The sequence below is a fragment of the Sphaerisporangium cinnabarinum genome (genome assembly GCF_055567015.1).
Genome location: NZ_JBVHRG010000006.1, coordinates 25178 through 44591, shown reverse-complemented (window position 1 = coordinate 44591; position 19414 = coordinate 25178). Strand labels below are relative to the sequence as shown.

At 77.0% G+C, this 19414-nt stretch carries 20 protein-coding genes; 14 read left to right on the top strand and 6 right to left on the bottom strand.

Annotation, left to right across the window (positions count from 1 at the left end; all coding sequences use genetic code 11):
• Window positions 1-72: 72 nt before the first annotated feature.
• A complete protein-coding gene (locus tag ACZ4MO_RS10330; protein ID WP_043655749.1) occupies window positions 73-624 on the bottom strand; it encodes a YceI family protein in 552 nt (183 codons plus the stop codon).
• Between the two features lie 168 nt (window positions 625-792).
• Here ACZ4MO_RS10330 and ACZ4MO_RS10325 point away from each other — a divergent pair, with 168 nt between their 5' ends.
• From ACZ4MO_RS10325 to ccsB, 6 genes are all read left to right on the top strand, one after another.
• Complete coding sequence (locus ACZ4MO_RS10325) at window positions 793-1323, top strand: MarR family transcriptional regulator (protein ID WP_175007737.1); 531 nt, start codon at window positions 793-795, stop codon at window positions 1321-1323.
• Between the two features lie 92 nt (window positions 1324-1415).
• A complete protein-coding gene (locus tag ACZ4MO_RS10320; RefSeq protein ID WP_175007738.1) occupies window positions 1416-2087 on the top strand; it encodes a histidine phosphatase family protein in 672 nt (223 codons plus the stop codon).
• A 127-nt stretch (window positions 2088-2214) separates the two neighbouring features.
• Entirely contained in the window at window positions 2215-2877 is a 663-nt protein-coding gene (locus ACZ4MO_RS10315) for a TlpA family protein disulfide reductase (RefSeq protein WP_499278807.1), read from the top strand.
• Window positions 2878-2879: 2 nt separating this feature from the next.
• A complete protein-coding gene (locus tag ACZ4MO_RS10310; RefSeq protein WP_499278806.1) occupies window positions 2880-3728 on the top strand; it encodes a cytochrome c biogenesis CcdA family protein in 849 nt (282 codons plus the stop codon).
• A gap of 1 nt (window position 3729) precedes the next feature.
• Window positions 3730-5640 carry a cytochrome c biogenesis ResB family protein gene (gene resB / locus ACZ4MO_RS10305; RefSeq protein ID WP_175007739.1) on the top strand — a complete coding sequence of 637 codons (1911 nt, stop codon included), beginning with the start codon at window positions 3730-3732 and terminating at the stop codon, window positions 5638-5640.
• Window positions 5641-5643: 3 nt separating this feature from the next.
• Window positions 5644-6666, top strand: a complete 1023-nt coding sequence (gene ccsB / locus ACZ4MO_RS10300) for a c-type cytochrome biogenesis protein CcsB (RefSeq protein WP_108051253.1) — start codon at window positions 5644-5646, stop codon at window positions 6664-6666.
• Between the two features lie 200 nt (window positions 6667-6866).
• Here ccsB and ACZ4MO_RS10295 read toward each other — a convergent pair whose 3' ends face one another.
• A complete protein-coding gene (locus ACZ4MO_RS10295) occupies window positions 6867-7334 on the bottom strand; it encodes a PLDc N-terminal domain-containing protein (RefSeq protein ID WP_175007740.1) in 468 nt (155 codons plus the stop codon).
• Between the two features lie 31 nt (window positions 7335-7365).
• On the opposite strand from ACZ4MO_RS10295, the gene ACZ4MO_RS10290 reads away from it, so the two are divergent.
• Window positions 7366-7677, top strand: coding sequence for a DUF4229 domain-containing protein (locus tag ACZ4MO_RS10290; protein WP_074808792.1), 312 nt, complete (start codon window positions 7366-7368; stop codon window positions 7675-7677).
• A gap of 55 nt (window positions 7678-7732) precedes the next feature.
• On the opposite strand, the gene ACZ4MO_RS10285 is transcribed toward ACZ4MO_RS10290, so the two are convergent.
• Together ACZ4MO_RS10285 and ACZ4MO_RS10280 are read right to left on the bottom strand one after the other, a co-directional pair.
• Entirely contained in the window at window positions 7733-8602 is an 870-nt protein-coding gene (locus ACZ4MO_RS10285; protein ID WP_074808794.1) for a 1,4-dihydroxy-2-naphthoate polyprenyltransferase, read from the bottom strand.
• A 67-nt stretch (window positions 8603-8669) separates the two neighbouring features.
• Window positions 8670-9947, bottom strand: coding sequence for an AMP-binding protein (locus ACZ4MO_RS10280; protein ID WP_175007741.1), 1278 nt, complete (start codon window positions 9945-9947; stop codon window positions 8670-8672).
• A 95-nt stretch (window positions 9948-10042) separates the two neighbouring features.
• Between ACZ4MO_RS10280 and ACZ4MO_RS10275 the strand changes: the two genes are divergently transcribed.
• Together ACZ4MO_RS10275 and ACZ4MO_RS10270 are read left to right on the top strand one after the other, a co-directional pair.
• Entirely contained in the window at window positions 10043-11113 is a 1071-nt protein-coding gene (locus ACZ4MO_RS10275) for a DUF3048 domain-containing protein (protein WP_255436972.1), read from the top strand.
• A gap of 131 nt (window positions 11114-11244) precedes the next feature.
• Complete coding sequence (locus ACZ4MO_RS10270; RefSeq protein WP_175007742.1) at window positions 11245-11502, top strand: hypothetical protein; 258 nt, start codon at window positions 11245-11247, stop codon at window positions 11500-11502.
• A gap of 9 nt (window positions 11503-11511) precedes the next feature.
• Here ACZ4MO_RS10270 and ACZ4MO_RS10265 read toward each other — a convergent pair whose 3' ends face one another.
• Together ACZ4MO_RS10265 and ACZ4MO_RS10260 are read right to left on the bottom strand one after the other, a co-directional pair.
• Window positions 11512-12519 carry a 1,4-dihydroxy-2-naphthoyl-CoA synthase gene (locus ACZ4MO_RS10265; RefSeq protein WP_175007743.1) on the bottom strand — a complete coding sequence of 336 codons (1008 nt, stop codon included), beginning with the start codon at window positions 12517-12519 and terminating at the stop codon, window positions 11512-11514.
• Window positions 12516-13445: an EamA family transporter gene (locus tag ACZ4MO_RS10260; protein WP_175007744.1), complete on the bottom strand. Its 930-nt coding sequence runs from the start codon at window positions 13443-13445 to the stop codon at window positions 12516-12518. Before ACZ4MO_RS10260 ends, ACZ4MO_RS10265 begins: the two co-directional genes overlap by 4 nt.
• 66 nt (window positions 13446-13511) lie before the next feature.
• Here ACZ4MO_RS10260 and pdxR point away from each other — a divergent pair, with 66 nt between their 5' ends.
• The 5 genes from pdxR to menD all read left to right on the top strand — a co-directional run bounded on the left by pdxR (window position 13512) and on the right by menD (window position 19333).
• A complete protein-coding gene (gene pdxR, locus ACZ4MO_RS10255) occupies window positions 13512-14981 on the top strand; it encodes a MocR-like pyridoxine biosynthesis transcription factor PdxR (RefSeq protein ID WP_175007745.1) in 1470 nt (489 codons plus the stop codon).
• Between the two features lie 32 nt (window positions 14982-15013).
• Window positions 15014-15625 carry a TetR/AcrR family transcriptional regulator gene (locus ACZ4MO_RS10250; RefSeq protein ID WP_175007746.1) on the top strand — a complete coding sequence of 204 codons (612 nt, stop codon included), beginning with the start codon at window positions 15014-15016 and terminating at the stop codon, window positions 15623-15625.
• A gap of 34 nt (window positions 15626-15659) precedes the next feature.
• On the top strand, window positions 15660-16379 hold the full coding sequence (locus ACZ4MO_RS10245) for a DUF1345 domain-containing protein (protein WP_175007747.1): 720 nt from the start codon (window positions 15660-15662) through the stop codon (window positions 16377-16379).
• A gap of 72 nt (window positions 16380-16451) precedes the next feature.
• Window positions 16452-17450, top strand: a complete 999-nt coding sequence (locus ACZ4MO_RS10240) for an o-succinylbenzoate synthase (protein WP_175007748.1) — start codon at window positions 16452-16454, stop codon at window positions 17448-17450.
• Window positions 17447-19333: a 2-succinyl-5-enolpyruvyl-6-hydroxy-3-cyclohexene-1-carboxylic-acid synthase gene (gene menD, locus ACZ4MO_RS10235; RefSeq protein ID WP_175007749.1), complete on the top strand. Its 1887-nt coding sequence runs from the start codon at window positions 17447-17449 to the stop codon at window positions 19331-19333. The genes ACZ4MO_RS10240 and menD overlap by 4 nt, the downstream gene beginning before the upstream one ends.
• The last annotated feature ends 81 nt before the right edge of the window (window positions 19334-19414 follow it).

Genomic DNA, 19414 nt, shown 5'->3' with positions numbered 1-19414 from the left:
GCACGCGGCCCCTCGGGGCGGCACCCCTGCCGGTGGGCGCCGGTCTCGCCCGGGACGTGCCCGGGAGGACGGTCAGGCCTGCTTGATGGCCGAGACGTCGAGCGCGATCTTGATCTTGTCGCCGACGAGCACGCCGCCGGTCTCGAGCGCGGCGTTCCAGGTGAGGCCGAACTCCTTGCGCGAGATCTCGGTGGTCGCCTCGAACCCGGCGCGCGGGTTGCCGAACGGGTCGGTCGCGGTGCCCGCGAACTCGGTCTCGAGCTCGACCGGCTTGGTGACGCCGTTGATGGTCAGGTCGCCCGCCACGACGTAGTCGTCGCCGTCGCCCGTGATGCGCGTCGACGTGAACGTCCACGTCGGCTTGTTCTCGGCGTCCCAGAAGTCGGCGCTGCGCAGGTGGTTGTCGCGGTTCTCGTCGCCCGTGCTCACGGACGCGGCGTCGAGCTGGGCGGTCACGGACGTCGACTCGAGGTCGTCGCCCACGGTGATCGTGCCGTCGGTGATCGCGAGGGTGCCGCGGACCTTGGAGATCCCGGCGTGGCGGACGGTGAACGACGCCTGCGAGTGCGACGCGTCGAGGGCGTAGGTACCGGTGGTGAGGCCGGCGGGCAGCGACGAGGCCATGGGTGCTCCTGTGGTGGTCGGGGTCCTGGCGGACCCAAGTGGTTGAAGGTTCAACTTCGGACGAGCGTATCAACAGCACCCCTCGATCCGTCTATTCCCGGTGGGGTGGAACAATGTTCCGCGACGCCCCGCACCGCCCCCAGCCCCCTCCCGCACCGCCGAGGACCCATGACCAGCAACGACGTCGACATCCCGACGGCGAGGAACGTCCGCACCGCGGCAGTCGCCCCGACCGGCGAGCCGCGCTGGCTCGACACCGAGCAGCAGCGGCTGTGGCGCGCCTACCTCGACGGGACCGTGCGCTTCATCGAGGCCCTGGGTCGTGACCACGAGGAGCGGTCCGACGTGTCCCTCAACGAGTACGAGCTGCTCGTGCGCCTCTCGGAGAGCCCCGACCACACGCTGCGCATGTCGGCGCTCGCGGACGGTCTCGCCCGCTCGCGCAGCCGCGTGACGCACACCGTCGCGCGCATGGAGGCGCGCGGCCTGGTCCGGCGCTCCGCGAGCTCGGGCGACCGCCGCGGCGTGAACTGCGCGATGACGAGCGAGGGGTACCGCGTGCTCGTCGCGTCGGCGCCCGCGCACGTCGCGGCCGTGCGCCGTTACCTGGTCGACGTGCTCACGCCGGAGCAGTTCCGCGCGCTGGGCGAGGCGATGGCCGCCGTCGCCGAGGCGTGCAAGGCCGACCGCGACACCTGACCGGCCCGTCCCGGCGCGTCGCCGCCCGTCCCGTCCCGCGACGTCGGCCCGCGATGGCGTGCGCTCGCCCCGAGTGCGGGACACTGGTGGGCATGGTCTCCACCATCGTCCACCTCCTGCGCCACGGCGAGGTCCACAACCCCGACGGCGTCCTCTACGGCCGGATCCCCGGCTACCACCTCTCCGAGCGCGGGCACGAGATGGCTCGCCGCGTCGCCGCGCACCTCGTCGGCGAGCCCGGGCCCGACGGCACGTCGCGCCCGCGCGCCGACCTCACGGTCGTCGTGGCGTCGCCGCTGCAGCGCGCGCAGGAGACCGCGACGCCAGCCGCCGAGGCGTTCGGGCTCGAGCTCGGCACGGACGAGCGGCTCATCGAGGCCGCGAACCACTTCGAGGGCAAGACCTTCGGCGTCGGCGACGGCTCGCTGCGGCACCCGCAGCACTGGCCCTACCTGTGGAACCCGTTCCGCCCGTCGTGGGGCGAGCCGTACGTGGAGCAGGTCGCGCGCATGCGGGCCGCCGTCGCCGACGCGCGGGACAAGGCGGCCGGGCACGAGGCGCTGCTCGTCAGCCACCAGCTCCCGGTGTGGCTCACGCGCCTGAGCTTCGAGAACCGCCGGCTCTGGCACGACCCGCGCAAGCGCGAGTGCTCGCTCGCGTCGCTCACGTCCCTGCACTTCGAGGACGACCGCCTGGTCGGCCTGCACTACACCGAGCCGGTCGCGGACCTCCTCCCGGGCGCGGCGACCGTCTCGGGGGCGTGACGTCGGTCATGTCCAGCGCTGTCGCCATGGTCGCCACGCCCGAACTGCGCGGTTCGGGCGTGGCGGAGGTCACGTCTCTCAGGTCCCGTTCAGGAAGCGCGGGCAGGGTGCGTCCCGTGATGCCGTCGTGACCGCCGACTCGCGCGCGCGCGCCGCGCGCCCCCTCTCCGTCGAGGCGCGGGCCGCTGCCGTGCCGTCGCGTCGCCGACCCGTGCGCCGGGCGCTGACGGGCGCCGTCGTGCTCGCCGCGACCCTCGGCCTCGCGGCGTGCGCCGCCCAGGACTCCGGCGCGACGACCGACGTCGTGGGCCAGGGCTTCGTCTCGGGCGACGGGTCGGTCCGCACGTGGGACGCCGACGAGCGCGGCGACGTCGTCGCGCTCACGGGCACGGACTACGAGGGCGAGCAGGTCGACACGAGCGCGTGGCTCGGGGACGTCGTCGTGCTCAACACCTGGTACGCGGCGTGCGCGCCGTGCCGGGCCGAGGCGCCCGACCTCGTGGCGCTCGCCGACGACCGCGCCGACGACGGCGTGCAGGTGCTCGGGATCAACACCACCGACGAGGCGGGTGCCGCCCAGGCGTTCCAGCGTCGGTTCGACGTCCCCTACCCGTCGATCGACGACCGCTCCGGCGAGGTCGTCGCGGCGCTCTCGGGAACCGTCCCGCTCCAGGCCGTGCCGTCCACGGTCGTGCTCGACCGCGAGGGCCGTGTCGCGGCGCGCGTCATCGGGCTCGTCGAGGGCTCGACGCTCACCGCCCTGGTCGACGACGTCCTCGCCGAGAGCTGACCGTGCCCGTCCTCGCGCCCCTCGCCGCCGCCGTCCCCGCGGCCGCCGCGTCGAGCATCGGCGACACCTTCGCGACGACCGTGTGGAGCGGCTCGATGCTGCTCGCGGTGCCCGTCGCGGTCATCGCCGGTCTCGTCTCGTTCGCGTCCCCGTGCGTGCTGCCGCTCGTGCCGGGGTACGTCGGCTACGTCTCGGGCATGGCCGCCGCCACCACCGGCAGCGGGGGCAAGGCGTCCGGGGGCACGACGACGGCCACCCGGGTGGCGGCACCGAGCCGGGGCCGCGTGCTCGCGGGGGTCGGGCTGTTCGTCGCCGGGTTCACGCTCGTGTTCGTGGCGCTCATGTTCGCGGCGGGCGCGATCGGCGTGCACCTGGTCCGCTGGGAGGACGTCATCACGCGCGTGCTCGGCGTGGTCGTCATCCTCATGGGCTTCGCGTTCCTCGGCGCGCTGCCCTTCCTCCAGCGCGAGCGGCGCCTGCACGTGAGCCCGCAGGCCGGGCTGTGGGGGGCGCCGCTGCTCGGCATCGTGTTCGGGCTCGGCTGGACCCCGTGCCTCGGCCCCACGCTCGTCGCCGTCCAGGCGCTGTCGCTCAGCGAGGCGTCGGCGGGGCGCGGCGCGATCCTCGGCGTCGCGTACTGCCTCGGGCTGGGCGTGCCCTTCCTCCTCATCGCGCTGGGGCTCCAGAGCTCGCAGCGCATGCTCGGGTTCCTGCGCCGGCACCGTCTCGCGATCATGCGGATCGGCGGCGGGCTGCTGGTGCTCATCGGTCTGGCGCTGGTCACGGGCCTGTGGACGACGTGGACGACGTCGCTGCAGGGCTGGATCGGTGGATACGTGACGGTGGTGTGAGATGAGCCAGCGGACCGGCGAGCCGGGCGAGACCGAGCAGACCCAGCAGGCGGACGAGGCGGAGAAGACCGTGCGGACGGGCTACCGCCCCGAGGGCATCGACGACGCGTTCTCCGCGGGCGACGGCCCGGGGGACCGGACGCCGTCGGGCGGGAAGGGTGGCGCGCGCGGCGACGGGCCGGCGCTCCCGACGCTCGGGTGGCGCGGCGCGCTGCGCTGGACGTGGCGACAGCTGACGAGCATGCGCGTCGCGCTCATGCTCCTCATGCTGCTCGCGGTCGCCGCGGTGCCCGGGTCCGTCCTGCCGCAGCGCCCGCAGGACCCGGCGGCGGTGCTCCGCTACCTCCAGGAGAACCCCACGACGGGGGAGTGGCTCGACCGCCTCGGCTTCTTCGACGTCTTCTCCTCGGTGTGGTTCTCGGCGATCTACATCCTGCTGTTCGTCTCGCTCGTGGGGTGCATCCTGCCGCGGACGAAGGCGCACTGGCAGGCGCTGCGGTCCCGGCCGCCGCGCACGCCCCGCCGCTTCGACCGGTTCCCCGCGCAGGGCCGCGCCGTCACGGACGCGACGCCCGACGAGGTCGTCGAGGCGGCGAGCTCGCACCTGCGGGGGCGCCTGTCCTGGCTCCCGACCTTCCGCGTCGACACCGGCGCCGAGGACGCGGCGCCCGCGCGCGGGCGCGCCGCCGCCCGGCCCGCCGCCCGGACGGTCTCCGCGGAGCGCGGCTACCTGCGCGAGACCGGGAACCTGCTGTTCCACCTGTCCCTCGTCGGGCTGCTCGTCGCGGTCGCGACCGGCCAGCTCCTGCACTACCGCGGCCAGGCGATCGTCACCGAGGGCCGCGGGTTCGCGAACGCCGTCGTCGACTACGACACGTTCGAGAACGGCGCCTGGTTCCGCCCGTCGTCGCTCGTCCCGTTCTCCATGACGCTCGACGCGTTCGAGTCGGAGTTCGCCGCGGACGCCGCGGCGTTCGCCCAGTCGCGCGACTTCACGGCGTTCGTCACGGTGCGCGACCCCGACGGCGGGACGCACGAGGAGACCATCAAGGTCAACCACCCGCTCACCGCGGGGGGCGCGAAGATCTACCTCCAGGGCAACGGGTTCGCGCCCGAGGTCACGGTGCACGACGCCGACGGCGAGGTCGCCTTCTCGGGCCGCGTGCCGTTCCTCCCGGAGGACACGATGTACACGTCGCGCGGCGTCATCAAGGTGCCCGACGTGTCGGACGGCCTCGACCAGGTCGGTCTCGTCGGGTACTTCCTGCCGACGGCCGAGCTCAGCGCCGACGGCGAGTCCGCGGCGTCGGTGTACCCGCAGCCGATCAACCCGCTCCTCGTGCTCGAGGTGTACCGGGGCGACCTGGGTCTCGACGAGGGCCTGCCGCAGAACGTCTACCGCCTCGACACCGACGACCTCACGCCGTCGGTCGACGAGGACGGCGAGCGCGTGAAGATCCTCGTCGCGCCCGGCGAGACCGTCGACCTCCCGGACGGTCTCGGCACCATCACGTTCGACTCCCTGCCGCGCTACGTGGCCCTCGACCTGCGGCACGACCCGTCGCTGACCTGGGTGCTCGTCTTCTCGCTCGGCGCCCTGCTGGGCCTCGCCGTCTCCCTCTTCACACCGCGCCGCCGCGTCTGGGTGCGGGCGTGGCGTGAGGAGGTGCCCGGCACGGCCGACGACGACGCGCCGCGCGAGCGGACGGTCGTCGCCGTCGCGGGCCTCGCCCGGGGCGACGACGCCGGGCTCCAGGGCGAGGTCGACTCGCTTCTCGCCGCGCTCCCCGGCGTGGCACCATCGGGTGAGGGCGACCTCACCTCGTCGTCGGGGCGCGCCCCGGCGGACGGCACCCGCCCGACCGGGCGTCCCGCACAGGACCCGACAGCGCGACCGCGCACGAAAGGCTGACCGATGACCCTCGCCGAGCTGAGCCAGGACCTCGTCTGGGCCGCAGCCACCGCGCTGACCCTCGCGCTCGTCGCGTTCGCGATCGACCTCACGCGGCTCGCGGGCCGCGTGGACGTCGAGCAGGCCGACGCGCGCGAGCGCACCACGGACCGCGCCGAGGTGCTCGCCTCCGCCGGTGCCCCGTCGGCGTCCCCCTACGGACCGGACGCGACGGGCACCGTCGCGGGCGCGCCCGCCGCCGACGCGCCGGAGCCGTCGCGCAAGGCGGGCAACATCGGCATCTCGCTGACCTGGCTCGGCACCGCGCTGCTGCTCGTCGCGATCGTCACGCGCGGCGTCGCGGCCGGCCGCACGCCCTGGGCCAACATGTACGAGTTCACGCTCGTCGGCACGTTCGTCGCCCTCGCGGCGTTCCTCGTCGTCTCCCTCAAGCGCGACGTCCGGTTCCTCGGCTCGTTCGTCACGGGGCTCTCGGTCCTGTTCCTCGTGCTCGCCCAGAACGCCTTCTTCGTCGTCGCGACGGGCGTGCAGCCCGCGCTCCAGTCCTACTGGCTCGTCATCCACGTCGGCGTCGCGATCGTCGCGACGGGCATCTTCACCGTCGCGTTCGTGACCTCGGTGCTCCAGCTGCTCCGCGACTCGCGCGACTCGGGCAACGCGTTCCTCGGAGCGCGCGGGTGGCGCTGGCTCGACTCGACGCCCGGCCCGCTGCAGCTCGAGGCGCTGAGCTTCCGCCTCAACGCGGTGGCGTTCGTGCTGTGGACCTTCACCCTCATCGGCGGCGCGATCTGGGCCGAGCACGCGTGGGGCCGCTACTGGGGCTGGGACCCCAAGGAGGTCTGGAGCTTCGTCGTCTGGATCGTGTACGCGGCGTACCTGCACGCGCGCACGACCCGCGGGTGGTCCGGCCGCCGCGCGGCGTACTTCGTGATCGTCGGCTACGCGTGCGTGCTCTTCAACTTCACCGGCGTGAACCTGCTGTTCAACGGCAAGCACTCGTACTCGGGCCTCAACCCGGGCGACTGACCGACCGTCTCCCGCCGCCGCGTCGCAGCACGACGACAAGGGGCCGCCGTCCGATCCGGACGGCGGCCCCTTGTCGTCTGCTGCGGGCCGGGTGGTGCGAGCTCGTGGTGCTGCGGGCCGGGTGGTGCGAGCTCGTGGTGCTGCGGGCCGGGTGGTGCGCGCCGCGTCGTGGCGCGAGCCTGGGGCCCTGCGGGGGCGCCTCAGCGCGTCGCGTCGTCGCCGTCCTCCGAGGGGTTGCTCGCGCCGGGGCGGCGCGCGTCGCCGTCGTCGGTGCGCTCGTCCTCGGGCGTCGCGTCCGTGGCCGGAGCGTCGTCGGCGGTCGGCGTCGGGGAGCCGTCGCGGGCCTGGCGGCGCTGCTGCTGCTCGAGGCGCCAGAGGAACTCGGGGTCGTCGTCGGGCGCGACGGGCGCGCTGCGCCGCCGCCGCGTGCCCCCGGCGGCGGAGCCGGGACCGGGGCGACCGGCGGGCCGGGCGCGCGTGCCGGACCGCGACGCGGAGCGCTTGACGAGGATCCAGGCGATCGGGCCGAGGAACGGCAGGAGGATGATGAGCACGACCCACAGCCCCTTGGGGATGCCGCCGCGTTCGTCCTCGTCGCTCGAGGCGAGGTCGACGAGCGCGTAGACGGCGAGACCGACGGCGAGGAGCGGGAGCAGGACGCGGAGCATGGCTCCAGCCTACGGGCCGTACCCTGGAGTCGTGCCTGTCGTCGTCTACTCCGTCCTGCGCCTGCTGCTCCTCGCCGTCGCGCTCGGCGCCCTCTGGTTCGCCGGCCTCCGCGGCTGGCTGCTCGTGCTCGTCGCCGCCGTCGTCGCGCTCATGCTGTCCTACCTGACGCTGAGCAAGCCCCGCGAGGCGGCCTCGCGCTACCTCGCCGCCCGGGCCGAGCACCGCGCCCGGACGGGCGAGCGCTTCTCCCGCGAGATCGAGGACGACGCGGCGGCCGAGGACGCGGAGGCAGACGCCGACGCCGACGCGACGGGCCGTCCGGGAACCTCCCCGGCGCGCTGACCGGGGGCGTCCCGGCCGGGACGCCCGAGCCGCTCCGCCCGGGCGGAGGCCGCCCTCAGAGCGCCAGCCCGACCCCCAGCAGGACGCCGTAGCCGAGCTCGAACAGGCCGGTGCCCGCGAGCACCGGGACGAGGAGCGGACCGCGCGCACCCGCGATCACCGGGACGGTGAGGAGCGCGGCGGGCAGCAGGAGCACGAGCGTCCCGAGCGCCCACGGCGACGCGAACGCGCACACGACCGCCAGCAGGAGCGGGACCCAGATCATCGCGACGTAGGCGCGGCGCGCCCGGAAGTCGCCGAGCCGCACCGCGAGCGTGCGCTTGCCCGCCACGACGTCGGTGGGGATGTCACGGATGTTGTTGACCATGAGGATCGCGCACGCGAGCAGCCCGACGGCGACAGCGCCGACCGCGGACGGCCACGTGACGACCCCGGCCTGGGTGTACGTGGTGCCGAGCGTCGCGACGAGGCCGAAGAACACGAACACCCCGACCTCGCCGAGGCCGCGGTAGCCGTAGGGGTTCCGCCCGCCCGTGTAGTACCAGGCGGCGAGGATGGCGAGGGCGCCGACCGCCAGGAGCCACCAGTGGCCGGTGACCGCGCACAGGACGAGGCCGAGCACGCCCGCGACGCCGAACGCGGCGAACGCCGCGGCGCGCACCTGCCCGGGGCGGGCGAGCCCGGACGCGGTGAGCCGCAGCGGCCCGACGCGGTCGAGGTCGGTGCCCCGCACGCCGTCCGAGTAGTCGTTGGCGTAGTTCACACCGACCTGGAGCGCGAGCGCGACTCCGAGGGCGAGCAGCGCGGGCCAGAACGCGAACCCGTCCACCTGGGCCGCGGCACCGGAACCCACGATGACGGGCGTCGCGGCGGCAGGGAGGGTGCGCGGGCGTGCGCCCGCGACCCACTGGGTCGTGCTGGCCATGGTGCTCCGTCTCGGTCGTGCGTCTCGGTCGTGCGTCTCGGTCGTGCGGCGGGTGGTCGGGCCGGGCTCAGCCGGGCTGCGTCCGCCCGTGCCCGACGGCGATCCGGGCCACCGCGGCGCGGTCCACCTTGCCGGGCCCGCGCCGGGGGAGGTCCGGGACGACGAGCACGCGGCGGGGTGCGGCCGCCCGCTCCAGCCTATCCGCGACGCGGCCCCGCACGGCGGCGACGAGATCGGGCGGTGCGCTCGCCACGTCCCCGGCGCCCGCCGTGCCCGGCGTGGCACCGTCGCCGCGCTGCGCGCCCGCGAGCGTGACGACCGCGACGACCTCGTGGCCCCACTCCGGGTGCGGCACCCCCACGACGCAGGCCTCCCCGACGCCTGCGACCTCGCCGACCACGGCCTCGACCGCCGCCGGGGCGACGTTCACGCCGCCCGACACGATCACGTCGTCCGCGCGGCCGAGGACGGTGAGCACCGGTGCGTCCGGCGGGCCGTCGAGCCGGCCGAGGTCGCTCGTGCGGAACCAGCGCGTGCCGTCGTCGTCCGTGCGGAACGCGGCCGCGGTCGCGTCCGGCTCCCCGAGGTAGCCGTGCGCGAGGAACGGCCCCGAGAGCTCGACGACGCCTGCACCCGCGGCGGCCGCGTCGTCCGCCGGGAGCAGCCGGACGCGGGCCTCCGGGAGGGGGACGCCGTCGTACACGCAGCCGCCGCACGTCTCCGTCATGCCGTACGTGGTGACGACGCGGGCCCCCGCGGACCGCGCGCGGCGCAGCAGCGCGGGCGGCGTCGCCGCGCCGCCGAGAAGCACGGCGTCGAGCGCGCGGAGCGCGTCGAGCCCCGCGGTGCCGTCGTCGGTCCCGGCGTCCGCCGCCGCGACGAGGCGGTGGAGCTGGGTCGGGACGAGCGAGACGTACCGGCGCTCGCCGCGCGGGGCGCGCGCGACGAGCGCCGCGAACCCGCCCGGGGTGAAGGGCTCGCCCGGGGGTGCGACCGTGAGGCCCCGCCCCGCGGCGTGGGCGCGCGCGACGACCTGCACCCCGGCGACGTGCGTCGGGGGCAGCGTGAGGAGCCAGTGCCCCGGGCCGCCCAGCCGCTCGTGCGTCGCGGCGCCCGACGCGCGCAGCGCGTCGGCACCGAGCAGCACCTCCCGGGGCGTGCCCGTCGAACCCGACGTGCGCAGCACGAGCGCGGTGCCCGCAGGCACGTCGGCCGGGGTCGATCCGGAGCCCGGGGGCCGGGGGAGCAGCGGGACGGGCGCGACGGGCGGGCCGTCGCCGTCGAGCGCGGCCCCGACCGCCGCGACGAGGGCGTCCAGATCGGCGGGGACGACGGCGCGGTTCACCGGATCAGCCTAGGTCGGGTCGTACCGTGGCCGAGGACACAGGTCCGTCGCGGTGCCGGCACGGGCAGGGGCCCCGGGCCGTCGGGAGGTCGAGGGTGACGAGGACGGGACGAGGAGTCCGGGGGACCGCGCTCGCCGCGGTCGTGACGGCGGCGGCGGTCGCGCTCGCCGGGTGCGCGGGCGAGCCGGGGACGCCGAGCACCACGACGGTCGAGCCGGACGTGTCCGGCGCCAAGGGGGACCCCCCGACGCCGGACGTCCCCCTCGTGTGGCCCCTCACGGGCGTCGCGGCCGACGAGGTCGCGGACCGGCCGGCGCTCGCGGTGAAGATCGAGAACGCGCCCCAGGCACGCCCGCAGACCGGGCTCGAGCAGGCGGACGTCGTCTGGGAGGAGGTCGTCGAGGGCGGCATCACCCGCTTCGTCGCCGTCTTCCACTCGCAGGTGCCGCAGAGCGTGGGCCCCGTCCGCTCGGTGCGGCCGATGGACCCGGCGATCGTCGCTCCGCTGCACGGCGTCCTCGCGTACACGGGCGGGCAGCAGCCCTTCATCGATGCCGTGGGGGCCGCGGGCGTCCAGTCGGTCGTCATGGACGAGGGCGACGACGGCTTCACGACCACCCGGGCGCGGCGCGCCCCGCACAACGTGTACGGCAGCCCCGAGACGTTCTGGGCCCAGGCCGACGACGACCGCACGTCCCCGCCGCCCGCGCAGCTCGTGTTCGCGCGCGAGCCGGGGACGGCGACCGCGACGGTCGCGGGCGCTCCCGCGACCCGGCTCGACGTGCGCCTCACCCACGCGAGCCGCGCCGTGTGGGAGTGGGACGGCGGCGAGGGCCGCTACGTGCGGAGCGAGGGCGACCGGCCGGCGGTCTCCGCGGACGAGGTGCGGCTGTCGGCGACGAACGTCGTGCTGCTCGCCGCGACGATGGTGGACACGCCGTTCAAGGACCCGGCGGGCGTGGCCGTCCCCGAGACGCAGCTCGTCGGGACCGGTGAGGGCGTCGTCGCGAGCGGCGGCAAGCAGGTCGCGGTGACGTGGTCCAAGGAGGGGGTCGAGGCCCCGCTCGTGCTCACCGGGGCGGACGGCGGGCCGGTCGAGCTCGAGCCGGGCGCGTCGTGGATCGAGCTCGTGCCGACCGGCTCGGGGAGCTGGACGGCCGGCTGACCCTCCGCCGTGGGGCGGACGGCGTCCGCCCCACGGCGTACGACCGCTCCGCCCCGAGGGGGACCGCCCGCCGCACAGGTCGAGCCGCGGGGCCGACGCGCCGAGGGGGTCCCGGGCGGCACCGTGGAGTCATGGCAACCGTCGTCCCGCACCCCGTCCACCCGTCCCAGCCCCGCACCCCCTCCGAGGGCGCCCCGCAGCGCGTGGACCAGACCCCGCTCCCGCCGTCGTACGCGCCGCGCGCGTCGCGCGACGACGAGCCCGGCGTCGCCCGCTCGGCCGCCCCGGTCGTCGTCTCCGTCGGGCTCCTGTTCGGCCTCGCCGTCGCGGCGGCGTTCGTCGGCCGCGGCCTCATCGAGATGCTGACGAGCCTCGTCGGCGGCTCCTGAGCCGGCTCGTCAGAACGCGTAGCCGAAGCGTCCCCAGTCCGGGTCGCGCCGCTCGAGGAACGCGTCGCGGCCCTCGACGGCCTCGTCCGTCATGTACGCCAGCCGCGTCGCCTCGCCCGCGAAGACCTGCTGCCCCATGAGCCCGTCGTCCGCGAGGTTGAACGCGAACTTCAGCATCCGGATCGCCTGCGGCGACTTCGTCGCGATCACCCGCGCGTACTCGATCGCGAGCGCCTCCAGGTCCGCGTGGTCCGCGACCTCGTTGACCGCGCCCCACGCGTACGCGTCCTGGGCGGAGTACTCCCGCGCGAGGAAGAAGATCTCCCGCGCGCGCTTCTGGCCCACCTGCCGCGCGAGGTACGCCGAGCCGTAGCCCCCGTCGAACGACCCGACGTTCGCGTCGGTCTGCTTGAACCGCGCGTGCTCGCGGCTCGCGATCGACAGGTCTGCGACGACGTGCAGCGAGTGCCCGCCGCCCGCGGCCCAGCCGTTCACGACCGCGACCACGACCTTCGGCATCGTGCGGATGAGGCGCTGCACCTCGAGGATGTGCAGGCGCCCCGCGCGCCCCGGGTCGACGGCGTCGCGCGTGTGCACGTCGCCGCCGCCGTCGGGCGCGGTCGTGTACTGGTAGCCGGAGCGCCCGCGGATCCGCTGGTCGCCGCCCGAGCAGAACGCCCACCCGCCGTCCTTGGGCGACGGCCCGTTGCCTGTGAGGAGCACGGTCCCGACGTCCGACGTCATGCGCGCGTGGTCGAGGACGCGGTACAGCTCGTCGACGGTGTGGGGCCGGAACGCGTTGCGCACCTCGGGCCGGTCGAACGCGACGCGGACCACGGGCAGGTCGCGCACGACGGCGCCGCCGGCGTCGCGCTCGACGCCGCGGTGGTAGGTGAGGTCGGTGAGGCCCTCGAAGCCGCCGACCTCGCGCCAGGCGCGGGGGTCGAACGTCTCGGAGACCTGGCGGGGGAGCTCGGCGGGGTCGGGCGCGGCGGAGGCGGGGTCGGTGCTGCTCACGCCCGCCACGGTAGCCGGTGCGCGAGGGGCCGGCGTCCGCGCGTCGGGGCGAGGCCGAGCACGAGCCCGGCACCGACCACGAGCGTCCCGACGACCGACCGCGCGGTCGGCTCCTCGAACCCGAGCACGACCGACGCGGCGAGCGCCGCCACGGGCAGCAGGCCCGCGAACAGCCCGGCGCGCGCGGGACCGATCGTCGCGAGGCCGGAGTACCAGAGGAGGAACGCGACGGCCGTGACGACGACGGCGAGGTAGGCGAGCGCGGCAAGCTCGGCGCCGTCGGGCACGGCGAGGAACGGGCTCCCCGACACCCGCTGCCGCACGAGCCCGAGCACGGCGAGCTGCGGGACGGCGAGGACGCACGCGTAGGCGGAGACGCGTAGCGCCCCGAGCGTCGGCAGGAGGGGGACGGCGAGCAGGGAGAAGCACACCTCGCACGCGAGCGCGCCGAGCGCGAGCGCGACGCCGACGGGGTCGCCCGCCCCGCCGCCCTCGACGACCACGACCCCGGCGGTCACCACGACGGCGGCCGCGAGGGTGCGGACCGCGAGCCGCCGGGCCCGGAGGGCGCCCGCGGCTGCGAGGACCACGGGCGAGGCACCCACGACGGCCCCGACGAGCGACGGGTCGGCGCGGCCCGCGCTCTCGACGACGAGGACGCTGAAGCCGACGAGCCCCGTGGCCGCGAGCGCGGTCAGGCGCCCGAGCGCGCGGGGCGAGGGGAGGACCCACGGCACCCGGCGCACGGCGAGGACGGCGAGCAGGACGAGCGCGGCGACGGCGTAGCGCGCGGCCTGGCCGCCCAGCACCGGGAACCCGGCGAGGGCGGCGGACGCGACGAACGACGAGCCGACGATCGCCATGCCGGCGGCGCAGCGCAGGTCGCCGGTCCGCCGGCTGCCGGGACGGTCGGGTGCGGGAGTCATGCCTCGACCGTAGGAGTCGGCTGGACCAGGGTGCAGGGCCAGGTCGTGCCTGGTTCACTGGGCCAGATGACGACCCGGCTCGCGCCCGACGCCCTGCTGCTCGCGCTCGGTCCGCGCCCCGCGCGCGACGTCGGCCGCTGGCTGCAGGACGGCCTGCGTGCGGCCGTCGTCGAGGGGCGGGTACCGGCGGGCACGGTCCTGCCGTCGGGCCGGGACGCCGCCGTCGCGCTCGGGGTGTCGCGCGGCACGGTGACGACGGCGGTCGACGTGCTCGTCGGTGAGGGGCTGCTCGTGTCCCGGCCGAGGTCGGGTGTCGTCGTCGCGGCGCTCCCTGCGGCGCCGTCCACCCGGGGCGCGGTGCTGCTCGGCGAGGCGGGCTCCGGAGCCGCCCGGCCCGGCGCCGCGGCGGCCCGGCCGGTGAGCGTCGGGACGCCGGACCCGGCGCTGTTCCCTCGGGCGGCGTGGGCGCGCGCCGTCCGCGACGGCCTGCGCGGGCTTGCCGACGCCGACCTCGGCTACCCGGACCCCCAGGGCCTGCCCGCGCTGCGCGCGGCGCTCGCGGAGCACCTGCGCCGCAGCCGCGGCGCGCACGTGAGCGCCCGCGACGTCGTCGTGGTGAGCGGCGTGGCCCAGGCGCTCGCGCTGCTCGCGCGGCTGCTCGCCGACGGCCGGGTGGCGCCGGGGCCGGCCCCGGGCCCAGGCCCGGGGCCCGTCACGGTCGCCGTCGAGGACCCGTCGTCCCGCGGCGCGCTCGAGCTCCTGCGCGACGCGGGGACCCGGCCCGTCGGCGTGCCCGTGGACGCCGACGGCCTGCGGACCGACCTGCTCCCCGGCGACGCGCGCGCGGCCCTCGTGACGCCCGCGCACCAGTTCCCGCTGGGCGTCGTGCTCGCCCCGGCGCGCCGTCGTGCGCTGCTCGCGTGGGCCGCCGCGGGGGACCGCCTCGTGCTCGAGGACGACTACGACGCCGAGCTGCGCTACGACCGCCGGCCCGTGGCGTCGGTGCAGCCCCTGGACCCCGGGAGGGTCGTGCTCCTCGGGTCCGTCTCCAAGCTCCTGTCGCCCGCGCTGCGGCTGGGCTGGGTCGTCGCGCCGCCGCGCGTCGTCGGGCCGCTCGTCGAGGCCAAGCGCCACGCCGACCTCGGCACGTCCGTCCCCGAGCAGGCGGCGCTCGCGGCGCTCCTCGTCTCGGGGACGTACCAGCGGCACCTGCGCCGGGCCCGGGCGGTCTACCAGCGGCGGCGCCGCGCGCTGCTCGCCGCGCTCGGCGAGGCCCTGCCCGGCGTCACGGTCGGGGGCGTCGCGGCGGGTCTCCACCTCGTCGTCCCGCTCCCCGGCCCGGCGGCCGAGGACGCGGCGGTCGACGGCCTGCGCGCGGCCGGCGTGCCCGTCGAGCCCCTGCGCGGGACGGGCGTCGGGCGCACCGAGCCGACCGAGCACGGCGTGGTCGTCGGCACCGCGCGCGTGCGCGAGCCCGACGTCGCGCGCGTCGTCGACGCGCTGCGGGCGGCGGGCGCGGGACGCCTGCCCGCCTGACGACCACGCGGCAGGTGCCCTACGGTGTGCGGGTGGGGACGACGCCGACCGAGACCGCCGACCGACGACCCGCACCGCGGCGCCAGGCGCGCGGTGTCGCGCGCCGGGACGCGATCGTCCGCGCCGCCGCGGACCTCATCCTCCAGGACGGCCCCGCCGCGGTGACGCACCGCGCCGTCGCGACGCGCGCCGACGTCCCGCTCGCCGCCACCACCTACTACTTCACCGGCCTCGACGACCTCATGGGCGCGGCCGGCGAGCTCATCGTCACCGGGTGGGCGGAGCACGCGCACGGCGCCGCGGAGCGCGCGGCTCGCGGCGGCGACCGGGCCCGGGAGGACGCGCGCGTCCTCGTCGACGCCGTCCTGCCGCCCGGCGGGGAGAGCGAGCTGAGGGGCTTCTACGAGCACCTCGTCGGCGCGGGCCGCTACCCGGCGCTCGCCCGGGCCTACGGCACGGGGCGGCAGGGGCTGGACGACGCCGTCGCGCAGCTCCTCGCCGTCCGGGGACTCGGCCACGTCGCGGCGTCGCTCCTCGTCGCGGTCGTCGACGGCGCCGCGGTGAGCGCGCTGAGCGAGGGCCGCGACGTGCGGGCGCTCGCCGTCCGCCTCGTCGGCGAGCTCGTGGCACCCGGACCGCGCTGAGGTCGGGCGCAGCGGCCGGGTAGCCTCGCGGCCCATGACCCGACGCCCGTCCACCGCCCGACCCGCCCTGCGCGACCGCCTCGTCCCCGAGAGCACCCGGACCCTCGTCTCGACCGTCGTCGCGCTGGTGACCGGCCCGGTCGTCGTGCTCCTCGCGGAGGACCCGCTCGGCCTCGACGACCGGACCGTCCCCGTGGCGGCGGGCCTCCTCGTCTGGGTCGTGCTCGCCGGGCTCTCCTGCGCGCTGACGTGCGTCGCGTTCGCCGGGCGCCGTGGCCCCGAGCTCGAGCGGGCGCTGCTGCGCGCGCACCCCGACGGGCGCGGCCGTGTCCGCAGGCTGCTCCTCGGCGGCGGGTCGACGGCGTGGTCCGTCCAGTTCGCGGTCATGGCGCTGCTCGTCGGGTTCGCCCTCGCGCAGGGCGTCGCGTGGGCCGCGGCCCCCGCGCTGACCGTCCTGGGTGTCGCGGTCATCGTCGTGTCGTGGGTCGCGGTGCTCGTGTCCCACACCGTGCACTACGCGCGCCGCGACGTCGCGGCCGGCGACGGCCTCGGGTTCGCGTTCCCCGGCGAGGGACCGCGCGCCTACGCCGACTACGTGTACCTCGCCGCGGGCGTGAGCACGACCTTCTCGACCGCCGACGTCACGGTGCTCGACACGGTCACGCGCCGGATGGTCACGACCCACGCCGTCGTCGCGTTCGCGTTCAACGCCGTGATCGTCGCGCTCGTCGTGGTGGTGCTCGTCAACGCGTGAGCGCCGTGCCCGCGGCCCGTGCGCCGCGCCCGGGCCGCGGGCCGACGACGACGCGTGGCATAGCCTGGGCGCGTGCCCGACTCCCGCGCCGTCGTCTACCGCACCCGACTCACCACCCGGTTCCGCGGGCTCGACGCGCGCGACGGCGTCCTCCTGCGCGGGGACGCCGGCTGGGGCGAGTTCTCGCCCTTCTGGGACTACGACGACGCCGAGTCCGCGGCCTGGCTGCGCGCCGCGCGCGAGGCGGCCGACGACGGCTGGCCCGCCCCCGTCCGTGACCGGGTCCCCGTGAACGTGACCGTCCCCGCGGTCGGGCCGGACCGCGCCCGGGAGCTCGTCACCGCGTCCGGCGGGTGCCGCACCGCCAAGGTCAAGGTCGCGCAGCGCGGGCCCGACGGCGCGCTCGAACCCCTCGACGCCGAGGTCGCGCGCCTCGAGGCCGTGCGCGACGCGCTCGGCCCGGGCGGTCGGGTGCGCGTCGACGCGAACGGCGCCTGGGACCCCGACGAGGCGCTGCGCCGCCTCCCGCACCTCGACCGCGCCGCGGGCGGTCTCGAGTACGTCGAGCAGCCGTGCCCCGACGTCGCCGGTCTCGCGGCCGTGCGGCGCGGCCAGCGGGGCGACACCGCCGTGCCCGTCGCCGCGGACGAGTCGATCCGGCGCGCCGAGGACCCGCTCGCCGTCGTGCGCGCGGACGCGGCCGACGTCGTGGTGCTCAAGGTGCAGCCGCTCGGCGGCGTGCGCGCGTGCCTCGACCTCGCCGAGCAGGTGCGCCTGCCCGTGGTCGTGTCGTCGGCGCTCGAGTCGTCGGTCGGCATCGCCGCGGGCGTCGCTCTCGCCGCCGCGCTCCCCGCGCTGCCCTACGCGTGCGGCCTCGCGACCGTGAACCTGTTCGCCGCCGACGTCGTGGCCGAGCCGCTCGTGCCCGTCGACGGGGCCCTGCCCGTGGCCCGCCCCGCGCCGAGCGCGGCGGCGCTCGCGGCGACCGCGCCCGACGCGGGCACCGACCGGCGGTGGCGGGCGCGGCTCGACCGCGTCGCCGGCCTCGCGCTCGCGGGAGGGGCACGATGAGCGCCGCCGTCGACCCGCTGCTCGACGGCCTGGACGCCCAGCCGCCCGCGGTGCGCAGCGCGTTCGCGCTCGTGCACCGCCTCGCGCTCGAGGGCGTCGCGGACGTCGTGCTCGCCCCCGGTTCGCGCAGCGCCCCGCTCGCGTACGCGCTCGCGGCCGCGGCCGACCTCGGCCGCCTCACGCTGCACGTGCGCGTCGACGAGCGTGCGGCCGGGTTCCTCGCCGTCGGGCTCTCGCGCGGCGCGGGGCCGCTCGTGCGCGGCGGCGTCGCGCTGCCGCGGCCCGTCGCGGTCGTCACGACGTCCGGCACGGCCGTCGCGAACCTGCACCCCGCGGTCCTCGAGGCGCACCACACGGGCGTCCCGCTCGTGCTCCTCACCGCCGACCGGCCGCACGAGCTGCGCGGCACGGGCGCGAACCAGACCACCCACCAGGCCGGGATCTTCGGCCCCGCGACACGGTTCGCCGCGGACGTCCCGGCGCCCGACGGCCGTCCGGGCGAGGTCCGTGACCTCCTCGCCGTCACGGCGCGCGCGCTCGCCGAGGCGGTCGGCGCGCGGTCGGGTCACCCCGGCCCGGTGCACCTCGACCTCGCGTACCGCGAGCCGCTCGTGCCCGCCGGGCTGCCCGGCACCCCTCCCGACGCTGGGCCCGCTGCGCTCGGCGCTCCCGCGGCCGTCGGCCCGGACCCCCGCGGCGTCCGCCCGATCGTCGTGGTGCCGGCCGCCCCCGCGGCCGTGCCGACCGCCGTCGCGCCGGGCGACGTCACCGAGCCGCTCGGCACGCCCGTCGCGCCCGTCGCGATGCCGGCCCCCGGCGAGCGGACGGTCGTCGTCGCGGGCGACGGCGCAGGGCCCGTCGCGCGCGACCTCGCCGAGGCGCGCGGCTGGCCGCTGCTCGCCGAGCCGTCGTCGGGGGCGGCGGGCGGCCCGCGCCTCGTCGTCGCCCACCCGCTCGTGCTCGGGGCCGACGCTCTCGTGGACGACGTGGAGCACGTCGTCGTGCTGGGGCGGCCCACGCTCTCGCGGCCGGTGCAGCGGCTGCTCGGCCGGGGTGACGTCGCGGTGACGGTCGTGGCGCCGGGCGCACGGCCCTGGCCCGACGCCGCACGCAACGCCTCGACGGTGCTCCCTGTCGTGCCCGCGGGCTGGCTCGACCCCGCGCCCGCCACGGGCTGGGCCGAGCGGTGGCGGGCGGCGTCGGCCGCGGCGGCGGACGTCGTCGCGGTGGCGACCGACGGGACCCGGACGGACGGCCCGAGCGTCGCGCGCGCGGTCGCCGCGGCGGGCGGCCCGGACGACCTGCTCGTCGTCGGGTCGTCGAGCCCGGTCCGCGACCTGGGCCTCGTGCTCGGCCTCGACGGGCCCGGGCCGCGCGTGCTCGCCAACCGCGGGCTCGCGGGCATCGACGGCACCGTGTCGACGGCGCTCGGCGCGGCCCTCGCGACGGGCCGGGGCCACCGGCGCACGCGCGCGCTGCTCGGCGACCTCACCTTCCTCCACGACGTCGGCGGGCTCCTGCGCGGACCGGACGAGCCGCACGCCGACCTGCAGCTCGTCGTCGTGAACGACGACGGCGGCGCGATCTTCGCGGGGCTCGAGCCCGGGGCGCTGGGCGAGTCGTCCGCGGGCGCGCGCCGCACGTTCGAGCGTGTCTTCGCGACGCCGCACGGCGCGCACCTCGCGCCGCTGTGCGCGGGGTTCGGGGTGGACCACCAGCTCGTCCAGGACGTCCCCTCGCTGCGCCACGCCCTCGCGGCGCCGAGCCACGGCGTGCAGGTCCTGGAGGTGCGCGTCGGGCGCGCGGACCGTCGTCGCGAGGGCCTGCGCCTCGCGGACGACGTCCGGGCGGCCGTGCGCGCGGCGCTGTCCTCGGGCGGCTGAGGGGCGCGAAAACTCGCAGCGGACTCCCAGGTTCGTTCAAGCGTCGTTCAAGCGCGGCGGTGTGAAGTAGTGGGCAGAAGA